At 61.7% G+C, this 10,742-nt stretch carries 7 protein-coding genes; 3 read left to right on the forward strand and 4 right to left on the reverse strand.

Annotated features, from left to right (window positions below; all coding sequences use genetic code 11):
* Window positions 1-196: 196 nt before the first annotated feature.
* The gene (locus UU9_RS08965; protein ID WP_007081426.1) at window positions 197-3,235 is read right to left on the reverse strand and encodes a TonB-dependent receptor; all 3,039 of its coding nucleotides are present in this window, start codon (window positions 3,233-3,235) and stop codon (window positions 197-199) included.
* A gap of 510 nt (window positions 3,236-3,745) precedes the next feature.
* Between UU9_RS08965 and UU9_RS17900 the strand changes: the two genes are divergently transcribed.
* Window positions 3,746-3,886: a hypothetical protein gene (locus tag UU9_RS17900; protein WP_156804244.1), complete on the forward strand. Its 141-nt coding sequence runs from the start codon at window positions 3,746-3,748 to the stop codon at window positions 3,884-3,886.
* A 191-nt stretch (window positions 3,887-4,077) separates the two neighbouring features.
* On the opposite strand, the gene glyS is transcribed toward UU9_RS17900, so the two are convergent.
* On the reverse strand, window positions 4,078-6,216 hold the full coding sequence (glyS, locus tag UU9_RS08970; RefSeq protein ID WP_007081427.1) for a glycine--tRNA ligase subunit beta: 2,139 nt from the start codon (window positions 6,214-6,216) through the stop codon (window positions 4,078-4,080).
* Window positions 6,209-7,141, reverse strand: a complete 933-nt coding sequence (glyQ, locus tag UU9_RS08975; protein ID WP_425476841.1) for a glycine--tRNA ligase subunit alpha — start codon at window positions 7,139-7,141, stop codon at window positions 6,209-6,211. The genes glyS and glyQ overlap by 8 nt, the downstream gene beginning before the upstream one ends.
* A 74-nt stretch (window positions 7,142-7,215) precedes the next feature.
* On the opposite strand from glyQ, the gene tfpB reads away from it, so the two are divergent.
* Together tfpB and UU9_RS08985 are read left to right on the forward strand one after the other, a co-directional pair.
* Entirely contained in the window at window positions 7,216-9,036 is a 1,821-nt protein-coding gene (gene tfpB / locus UU9_RS08980; protein WP_007081429.1) for a type IV pilus assembly ATPase TfpB, read from the forward strand.
* Between the two features lie 32 nt (window positions 9,037-9,068).
* A complete protein-coding gene (locus UU9_RS08985) occupies window positions 9,069-9,848 on the forward strand; it encodes a glutamine amidotransferase (RefSeq protein ID WP_007081430.1) in 780 nt (259 codons plus the stop codon).
* Here UU9_RS08985 and UU9_RS08990 read toward each other — a convergent pair.
* A complete protein-coding gene (locus UU9_RS08990; protein WP_040670658.1) occupies window positions 9,837-10,520 on the reverse strand; it encodes a rhomboid family intramembrane serine protease in 684 nt (227 codons plus the stop codon). The two genes, UU9_RS08985 and UU9_RS08990, sit on opposite strands and share 12 nt — an antisense overlap.
* Window positions 10,521-10,742: the final 222 nt, after the last annotated feature.

Raw genomic sequence — 10,742 nt, forward strand, 5'->3', positions numbered from 1 at the left:
ATTCGCGGGGGAAACCCGGAGCATAGCGGAAACGGACCCGATCGAAAAGTCAACGGGCGCAGAGTTTCCAGCCGGCGTAACACCAGCGCTGCGCAGCGCACTGCAACCTCGGGATACCTGCACGGAAAAGGCCGCCGGCGAACCGGCGGCCTTTTTTTTAGCCTACTACTTCCTAGATCGATTTCAGCTCAAATCATCAGAAGTCGTACGAAACGCCAAAACGAACGTAACGCGGGGTCTGCGAATAAAGCGGGCTGTTGTAACTCGGATCGGGCTGCGCCGAATCACCCGCGTTCGCATAAGACTGCGTGATCTTCTGCTGATCAAACACGTTCTTGACCATGGCGTTGAAGGCGAGTTTCTTGCCTGCCCACTCTGGACGATACTCCGCACCCAGGTCCAGCGTGTATGTCCAGGCCTCATGCTCCTTGCCCGGTTTCCATACCTCGCCATAGCAGAAGTGAGTGTAATCGCCATAACCCAAGCCCGGGTTACTTTCATCCGCACCATAGTATCCCAAGCATGTCTTGGGCGATCCGGACAGAATTGCCAGATTACCGGACAGCATAATCTCCGGGGTCAACTGATACGAACCGTACGCCTTGATCTGGTGTCGGCGACTGTTGCTTAGCTCACCGTTCGCATAGTCCATGACAGCAGCATAATCCCAATCCACCGTGGCCGACACATCTTCCTGTCCAATATCAGTACGCACCTGACCTTCACTATTTCCGTAGCTCCGCGAGTACAGATAGTCAATCTTGCCGAACCATTTGCCATCGAACGGATGCTCCAAATACAGGTCCACACCGTAGTACTTACGTTTCAGAGTGGTATTGAAATGGAAGTCATCCATTGTCATCGGAACATCGTAGTAACCACTACCATCGGCCTTGGCGATTTTGAAGATATTCGTCTTGCCAGGGTTGAAAAGATAGCTGCCGAAAATGTCCCCAACATCCGCCTCATCGATACCCATGGCCGCCATCTTGTCCAGAATTGAGGGCGAATCGCCGACATCGTCAATCGCAGAACGCAAATTGCGATAAGTGGCCTTGACACCAACCGTCCATTCGCTACTGAGCTGCTTGTCGAAACCCAAGATGTATTCGTCCTGGTATTCCGACTCCAGATTCGTGGCTGCTGCAGTCTTCGGATCACGTGGTACGCCGTACTCCAGGTTGGCAGAAATCGGGCCGCCGGTGCTGCTTGGGATCGATGTCAAACCAGTGGGGTAACCATTCGAATCGATGCCGGTGTAGTTGAAGTACTCCCGGGTGTACAGCGAACTGCCGGCGGAACGCAGTGCGACTGACGCCGGCATCGCCAAATAGTAACGACCGGCGTTGCCGTAGACCTTAAAGGTTGAATCGCCGTTGACGTCCCAGCTAAAACCGACACGTGGCGCAAACTGCGGCGTCGTTAGCCGGAGATACGGTACTCCATCGCCGTTGTAGTTAATGAACTGATCGTTGCGCAAACCGAGCTTAACCAGCCAGCGATCGGTGACCTGCCACGTATCCTCAATATATTGTGCCCGCTGACTAGTGGTGACAGTTGAGCCATTTTGGTAAAGATATTTAGCGACGTGGTAGCCGTTATTGTTGGATTCGACCCACGGCCGCGATTCCCAACCCGCACCGTTGGCCACCGGCCCACCCATGATGTAGCTACCGACAGCCTTGGTGCCGTACTCCCAGGCATAGCCCGGTCCCGACACGATGGTACTGTCGTCGAAATCGCTGACCTTCTGGTTGTCGATACCTGCAGTAATGGTGTGATCACCCAACTTATAGCTCAAATCCAGCCGCAGGTTAGTGTTCTTCGACCGGTGAGCCGGATTGGAAACGCGGCCAAGTACCTGGGCGTTATTGATGATGGTACCGCCGTTTAAGGCCGGGTTTTGGTTTACAGGGCTGTAAATGTGGATGAGGGTCGGATCGATCCCGGGCACTTCCGTGTAATAAGTGCTCTTCATCTCGCCGTATAGAGCGGTAAAGGTCAGATCATCGGTGACGTAGCTCGTAAATTTACCGGTGTAAAGGTCCGAACCATATTTATGCGACTCATCGTTCGAGCTAAACTCACCGCGCGTCTTGGCCTCATTGTCGTAGTCGTAGTACTTGCCCTGGAAGGACTCTTTACTAGAGGCACCTGTTAATTCAAGGATATTTCTGTCGGTGATGTTCCAATCCACCTTGGCATACCACTTCGGGTTGTCATAGCGATACGACTCGCTTTTGGACGTCGCAGACGACAGTACCTGGCTACCCTGGATGCGCTCAGCTTCAACCGCGGCGAATATGAACAACTTGTCCTGAATCAGTGGTCCGCCGGCATAAGCAGATTCTGTTGTCGTCCACGTCTTATCGGTTTCGTTGCTGTTAAGCAGGTTCCCGTCTTCAGGGCCTGGTCCGTAATAATAATTACGCTTGTCGCTCTTAAGGGCTTTCGGGGTCCACTGCACTTGGGCACCGAAATGCCATTCGTTCGTGCCGCGTTTGCCTACCTGGCTGATCACGCCGCCATCGGAACGGCCATACGCTGCGCCGTAACCGCCGCTCAGTACCTCCTGCTGGTCAATGGCACCGTACGGGAGCGTCAATCCGCCAAGCCCACTCAGTGGATCAGTCGTATTGAAGCCATTGATGTAGTAAGCATTCTCAGTAACGGATGAGCCACCGAACGACACCACCGAACCGCCTGCCGTGCCGGTGAAATAGCCGCTGCCGCTGACAACACCGGGCGCGAGCAAAGCAATGGCCTCCGCACTGCGAGCCAACGGCAACCTGGCCAGCTGCTCGGCGGTGATGACGGTGCGCGAGTCGACGCCGGTCACGTCGATGGTCGGCAACGCGTTCGCCTGAACCGTGACCGCGGCGAGGTTCCGCGCGCCCTCGGCGCCGCCGAAGGAGACTTCCGTGCCCGAACCCACGCGCAAAGTGACGTTGGAGCGAGAATCAACGGTCGTGCCATCTCGCTGCAAGGTAACCGTATAGCTGCCGAGCGGCAGCGAACCGATGTCGTAACGGCCGGACGGATCGACTGCCACCTGGCGGGTCACGCCGGAGGTGCTGCGGACCGTCACAGTCTCGCCGCTACCGGCGGGGACCTGACCAAAAATGCTGCCGGTGGTCGCTTGACCGAAGGCCAGGCCGGCAAAGCCCAAGCCGACGGCCATGGCGAGCGCGGTGCGTGGAAGCTGGCGCGCGATGGATGTTTTCCGCGAATTCATAGTGGTGACTCCAAGGTTCTACCCGGTATCCGGGCGCATGAAACTTATTGTTGGGACCCGAAACTGCCGCCTTCGCCATTGCCGAAGTGTCGTTTCGACATGCTGCGATTGCTGCGAAGTTCGCCCGACGTTAATTCATGAAATCATGGCGGTCAACACTTTGCTAACACGCGTGTACGAAATCTTAACATTTCAGTCGATAGTAGCGAGGCTCTTGAGCAACGAAATATTTCGTGTTAGGTCGTGGACAGTGCGCCATGTCTCGCACAAATAACATTTATATTCAATAGGTTACATCGTTGGTTTCCATGGCAACAATTATGCTGGGTTCCGATGCCCCGGATTTCCTGCTAGCCGAGGTTAAAGTTCGACCCGCGTCGGTGTTCCATCCAATGGGATTGAAACCTTATGAAAACATTCTCGGCATCATCAGCTGTTCATCGCATGCGTCGCCCTAGCCGCGCCGCTGTATGGGCAAAACGCGCGCAGAAGAGTCGTTCTGAAGCCCGAATGGAAATGGCGCGGCAGATCGGCTCGGGCGTGGAGCCTTTTGACGTGCAGGCCACCCTCAATGGCGACCATCGATTGACCTACAGCGAATTTGCGAACTACACCGACGTCGTACCCAGCGAGCTGGCGCGCAGCCCCTGACATCGGTCCATCCGGTGCACTTGTCATGAGTGACGAAAACGGCCGGCCACCAGGTTCGAATAGACGCCCAGACGTCCGCACGCCCGCCGCAATGACGGGGCGTGCAGGTCGCTGATCGTTACAACCGGTGCTTCTTCAAGAACGGTGATCGACCGCCTGTCGGCACGGTTGCTCCGACGCCAGGCGCGCGGCTACAGCCTGGCGATGTCGGCAATCGCCGTGAACTGATCCTGCAGCTGTCGCAACAAGGCGGTGCGGTTGGCACGGATGGCCGGGTCGTCCGCGTTGACGAGTACGCTGTCGAAGAAGCTGTCTACCGGAGCCTGCAACTGGGCCAGACGGCTCAGTACGGCGGTGTAGTCGCCTTGGGCCAGGGCTTCGCTGGTATCGCGACGGGCGGCGTCCAGGTCGGCGGCGAGTTGGCGTTCGGCATCGGTTTCGAAGAGCGTCGGATCCACGGCTGGCAGCGCGCCGGCTCCGTCTGACTCGGATTTGCGCAGGATGTTGGCCACACGCTTGTTGGCGGCAGCCAGACTGGTGGCCTCGGGGCGGCGGCCAAATTCCGCCACGGCACGCAGGCGGCGGTCGAAGTCGATGAGGCTGCGCGGCTGCACGGCCAGGACGGCCTCGAACTGATTGGTGTCGAAGCCCTGCTCGGCGTAGTAGCCGCGCAGGCGGTCGAACACGAAATCACACAGTTCAGCCGCCAGGGCGGCGCGGCGACCGGGTTTCAGCGCCGGCAGGACGCCATCTTTGCCGGGTTTCAGCGCTGCCGACAGCGCGCTGTCGGGGATGAGTTCCAGCGCTTCCAGGAAGCTGCCGTGCAGATCGAGGTCCATGCTCGCCTCGATCAGGGTGCGCGCCAGGCCGAGCGCCGCACGGCGCAGGGCGAAGGGGTCCTTGTTGCCACCGGGCTTCATGCCGATCGCGAAGATGCCGGCCAGCGTATCGAGCCGTTCGGCAACCGCCAGCACCTGGCCGATCGCGTCGCTGGCGATGGCGTCGCCGCCGAATCGCGGCTGGTAATAGCTGTCCAGCGCGTCCGCCACCTGGGCCGGTTCGCCATGGCGGTTGGCGTAATAGCGACCCATCACGCCCTGCAACTCGGGGAATTCGCCAACCATGCGGGTCAGCAGATCGCATTTGCTCAGGCTTGCCGCACGCGTGGCGAGCCCGGCGTCGGCGCCGACGCGGTTGGCGACGATGCGCGCCAGTTCCGCCACCCGCACGCTCTTGTCCCACAGACTGCCCAGCGCCTGTTGATAGGTGACGCTCTTGAGCGGCTCCTGATTGTCGGCGAGTGGCGTTTTGAGGTCTTCGTCCCAGAAGAACTTGGCGTCGGCGAAACGCGGCCGGATCACCCGCTCGTAACCCTTGCGGATCTCGGCCGGGTCCGTGCTCTGGATGTTCGCGATGCCGATGAAATGTTCGGTGAGCGCGCCGTTGGCGTCGAATACCGGGACGAATTTCTGATTGGCGACCATGGTGGTCACCAGCGCCTCGGGCGGCACTTCGAGAAAGTCGCGCTCGAATGTGCAGGCAATCGCCACCGGCCACTCAGTGAGGTTAGCCAGTTCGTCCAGCAGGGCGTCATCCATGCGCGGCACGCCGCCGGTTTCGAGTGCGGCCTGTCCAACCTGCTGGTGGATGCGCTGGCGGCGCTCGACCGGGTCGGCCAACACGTACGCGGCGCGCAGCGTGTCCAGCCAGCTGTCGGCATCGGCGATCGTCACCGGCTCGGGGTGCATGAAGCGGTGTCCGTGCGAGACGCGGCCGCTCTTCAGCCCCAACACCTCGCCGGGGACGACATCGGCTCCATGCAGGATCACCAGCCAGTGCGCGGGGCGCACGAAGCTGTAGTCGTGATCGGCCCAGCGCATCGCCTTGGGGATAGGCAGATGGCCCAATGCCTCGTCGACGATCTCGGACAGCAGCGCCGAGACGGGCTGGCCCGGGTTGACCGTGCGCCAGACAAACCATGCGCCCTTGTCGGTCTCGAGTTTCTCCAGCTGGTCGACGTCGACACCGCAGGAATGGGCAAAACCCAGCAGCGCTTTCGAGGGCTGGCCATCGCTGCCCAGCGCCGCCGCCAGCGCCGGCCCCCGACGCTCGATCGATTGCGGCGGCTGATGGGTGGCCACGTGGGGGATGTGCACAGCGAGCCGTCGGGGCGACGCATAGGCGATGGCGCGATCCAGGTCGGCGCCGATGCCACGTTTGGCCAGGCCGTCGCAGACGCCACGCAGGAAGGCCGCGGCGAGATCATCCAGCGCCTTGGGCGGCAGCTCTTCGGTGCCCAGTTCGATCAACAGCGATTCATGCTCAGCCACGGGCCTGCTCCTTTGCCTGCTTCAGCCCCGGAAAGCCGAGTTTCTCCCGTTGCGCCACGTAGGTTTCAGCCACGGCGCGAGACAAGGTGCGCACGCGCAGGATGTAGCGCTGGCGTTCGGTGACGCTGATGGCGCGACGAGCGTCGAGCAGGTTGAAGGTATGGCTGGCTTTCATGACTTGTTCGTAGGCGGGCAGCGGCAGGTTGGCGGCCACCAGCTTGTTCGCCTCGCCCTCGCAGACGTCGAACCAGTGCAGCAGTTCGGCCACGTTGGCGTGTTCGAAGTTGTAGGTGCTCTGCTCCACTTCGTTCTGATGGAACACGTCGCCGTAGGTCACTGTGCCGCGCGGGCCGTCGGTCCACACCAGGTCGTAGACGTTGTCCACGTTCTGGAGGTACATCGCCAGGCGTTCCAGACCATAGGTGATCTCGCCGGTAACCGGCCGGCATTCGAGTCCGCCGGCCTGCTGAAAATAGGTGAACTGAGTCACTTCCATGCCGTTCAACCACACTTCCCAGCCAAGTCCCCAGGCACCGAGCGTGGGCGATTCCCAGTTGTCCTCGACGAAGCGCAGGTCGTGCACCAGCGGATCCAGGCCGAGCTCTTTCAGCGAACCGATGTACAACTCCAGGATGTTTTCCGGATTGGGCTTGAGCACCACCTGGTACTGGTAGTAGTGCTGCAATCGGTTGGGGTTGTCGCCATAACGGCCGTCGGTGGGCCGGCGCGAAGGCTGCACGTACGCCGCCGCCCAAGGCTCCGGGCCCAGCGCGCGCAGGAAGGTTGCGGGATGAAAGGTGCCTGCGCCCACTTCGGTATCGAGTGGCTGCAGCAACACGCAACCCTGCGCCGCCCAGTAGCGGTTGAGGGTCTGGATGATGTCCTGGAACGTGCGGGCGGACATGGTTCTCCGTGACCTTGCGATAAAGCGCGTTAGTATAGCGGCAGCTCGCCCCGGCGCTGGTTGCGGCCAGCCGAGGCTCACGGGAATTCATTCGGATGGCCATGTCACCGCCAATCGCGTCGCTGCTCGGCCGTCGCGGCCGACTGCAACTGGACGATCTGCTGGCCTCGCTGGTGGTGGACGGTTTTCTGCTGGGCGACGACGCGAAACGGGTGCGCATGGGTATCCGCGCCGGGCGCGCCACGGTGGAACTGCACCCGCTGGTGCTCGTGGCCAACGCCAAGTTGCCCAACCAGCGCGATCCCGGGCGGCCGCTCAGCCTGGAAACGCTGACCGAATGGCTGGCGGCGAAAGCCGACCTGCCGTACCTGAAAATCGATCCGATGAAGATCAACGCCGGCGCGGTCACCCAGGTGGTCAGCCACGCATATGCGCAAAGGCACCGCATCCTTCCGGTTGCCGCCGCCCCGGATTCGGTGACGTTCGCCACCTGCGAGCCGTTCGATGCGGCGTGGGCCGGCGACCTGTCGCAGATGCTGCGGCGCGACGTGAAGCGGATGGTGTCCAGCCCGTTGGACATCAACCGGTACCTGCAGGAGTTCTACGGCGTACAGCGCTCGATCCAGATGGCGCAGGACGCCAAGGGCAATGGCTACGACACGTCCGCCCTGCTCAACTTCGAGCAACTGGTGGAGCTGGGCAAGACGGGCGAAGTGGGCGCGGACGATCGCCACGTAGTGCATATCGTCGACTGGCTGCTGCAATACGCGTTCGAACAACGCGCATCGGATATCCATCTGGAACCGCGCCGCGAGGCCGGCCAGATCCGTTTCCGCATCGACGGTGTCATGCACAAGGTGTTCGAGCTGCCGCCGCCGGTGATGACGGCGGTCACCGCACGCATCAAGATCCTGGCCCGCATGGACGTGGCCGAGAAACGCCGCCCACAGGACGGCCGCATCAAGACACGCTCATCGGCCGGGCGCGAGGTGGAACTGCGCATCTCGAACATGCCGACCGCGTTCGGCGAGAAAGTGGTGATGCGCATCTTCGACCCCGACCTGGTGGTGAAGGATTTCGCGCAGCTCGGCTTTTCCGTCTCCGAGGGCGCCCAGTGGCGAAGCATGGTGGAGCGCCCGCATGGCATCGTGCTGGTCACCGGCCCCACCGGCTCGGGCAAGACCACGACGCTCTATTCCACCCTGAAGCACCTGGCCACGCCGGCGCTCAACGTGTGCACGGTGGAAGACCCGATCGAAATGGTGGCGACCGAGTTCAACCAGATGCAGGTGCAGGCATCGATCGATCTCGATTTCGCCGCCGGCGTGCGCACGCTGCTGCGGCAGGATCCCGACATCATCATGATCGGCGAAATCCGCGATCTGGAAACCGCGCAGATGGCGGTGCAGGCGTCACTCACCGGCCATCTGGTGTTGTCCACGCTGCACACGAACGACGCGCCCAGCGCCATCACCCGCCTGCTTGACTTGGGCGTCCCGCATTACCTGCTGCAATCCACGCTCACTGGCGTGGTGGCGCAGCGCCTGGTGCGCACGCTGTGCGTTCACTGCAAGGAACCCACCTCGCAGGATCCGCAGACATGGGCAGTGCTGACCCACGGCTGGTCGATGCCCGTGCCGGAACAGGTGTTCCGCCCGGTGGGCTGCCTGGAGTGTCGCAACACCGGCTTCATGGGCCGCACCGGCATTTACGAAATGATGATGCTGTCCCCGCACTTGCGTGCGCTCGTATCGGCGCAGTTGGACCTCGGCAAGTTCGGCCAGGCCGCACTGGATGAAGGGATGCGCCCGTTGCGGATCTCGGCGGCCGATCAGGTCGCCAAAGGCCTGACCACCGTGCAGGAAATCCTCACCGTATTGCCCCCGATCGACGCGCTTGGCGACAGCACACCGTAACCCGCCCCTTTCCATCAGCCCTTCCAGCCCGCATGAAATTTCCACCCAACCGCTTTCCGCCGTCCAAGCCCGTTCTGGTAATTCGCACCGGTCACGCGCCCAAACCCATTCGCGCCCGACATGGCGACTTCGCCCACTGGTTCTGTCTGGCGGCGCGGTTGCCGTCCAGCCAGGTTCGCGTCATCGACGTGACCGCCGGCGAACGCCTGCCGGCGCACAATGAGGTAGCCGGAGCGCTCATTACCGGTTCGGCCGCGATGGTGACCGAACGCGCAGCGTGGAGCGAGCTCACCGCCGGCTGGATCCGCAACGCCATGGATGCCGAACTGCCGATGTTCGGCATCTGCTTTGGGCATCAGCTGATGGCGCACGCCCTGGGCGGCCGTGTCGATTATTTGCCCGGGGGGCGCGAGATCGGCACCCTGCCGATCAACTTCCTGGCCGACGCCCCGCTCGATGCCCTCACCGACGGAATGCCGACCAGCTTTCGTGCCCACACCACGCACGAGCAAAGCGTTGTGGAAATTCCACCCGAAGCCACCGTGCTCGCCCGCTCCGACCGCGACCCCAACCACTTGGTCCGCTATGGCAGGCAGGCCTATAGCGCGCAATTCCACCCGGAATTCAATGCCGAGGTCATGCGCGCCTACATCCGGCGCAAACATGCCGACATGCAGCGGGAGGGGGCCGACCCGCGCCAGATCTTCCGCGAGGTGGCAGCCACGCCGGTCGCCCGCGGGTTGTTCCGTCGGTTCGTCCAGCTCCACATGGGGCAGAAGGCAACGCCTTCTCCCGCCGACTCAATAGCGTAGGCGGCGAGCCACGGCATCGCGCGAGAACAGCGCGAACACCAGGCCGACCATGAATCCACCGATGTGCGCCCACCATACATAGGCGCCATAGCTGGGGCCCGCGTAGCTGAAAAGCAGCTGCAGCAGCACCCAGATGCCGATCAACAGGTAGGCCGGCACGCGGACGAACTCAAGATAGAGCCCCAGCGGCAACACCAGCCCGAGCTTGGCGCGCGGAAACAATGCGACATACGTGCCCACCACTGCCGAGACCGCACCGCTGCAGCCGATGATCGGCAGCCGCACGCCAGCCAGGGACAAGGCGCCGATCAGATTGGCCACGATCCCGCCGATCACGAACAACGCCAGGAACCGCAACGACCCCAGCGCTCGCTCGCCCGGCAACCCGAAAATAAGCAAAAACAACAGGTTGCTCATCAGATGCAACCATGTGACGTGAATGAACAGCGCGGTAAACAGGCGCAGCAACGCGGGGTCGACCAACTGCGGCAGCCATGCTTCATGGGTATCGAAGATGTTGGCGGGCACCGTGCCCCATTCCAGCAACAGCGCGATGCGCGTCGGCGCGGGGGTCAACGCCAGACCCACGAAACACATGACACAAAGGCAGACAATCAGCGCGGTCGCCCAATGCCATCGGGCGCGTCGACGTGTTTCGACATGGACAAACAAGTGCGCACTCCTCAGGAGCGCGACATGGCGCGCCTCCCCCATCATAGATGAGCATCAGCTTGCCCATACCGCGCGCGCCATGCGCGGCGCTGGTCCGCCGCATCGACTCGGCGCGTGAACACGCACCAGATATCGATGGAAACCGCTCTCAAACGCGCTATCCAGGCCCCGGACGATGCACTTCGTCAGCGGATAAAAAGAAGCCGCGCAAAAGAAAAACCC

Source organism: Rhodanobacter fulvus Jip2 (assembly GCF_000264315.1).
GTDB classification, from domain to species: Bacteria; Pseudomonadota; Gammaproteobacteria; order Xanthomonadales; family Rhodanobacteraceae; genus Rhodanobacter; species Rhodanobacter fulvus.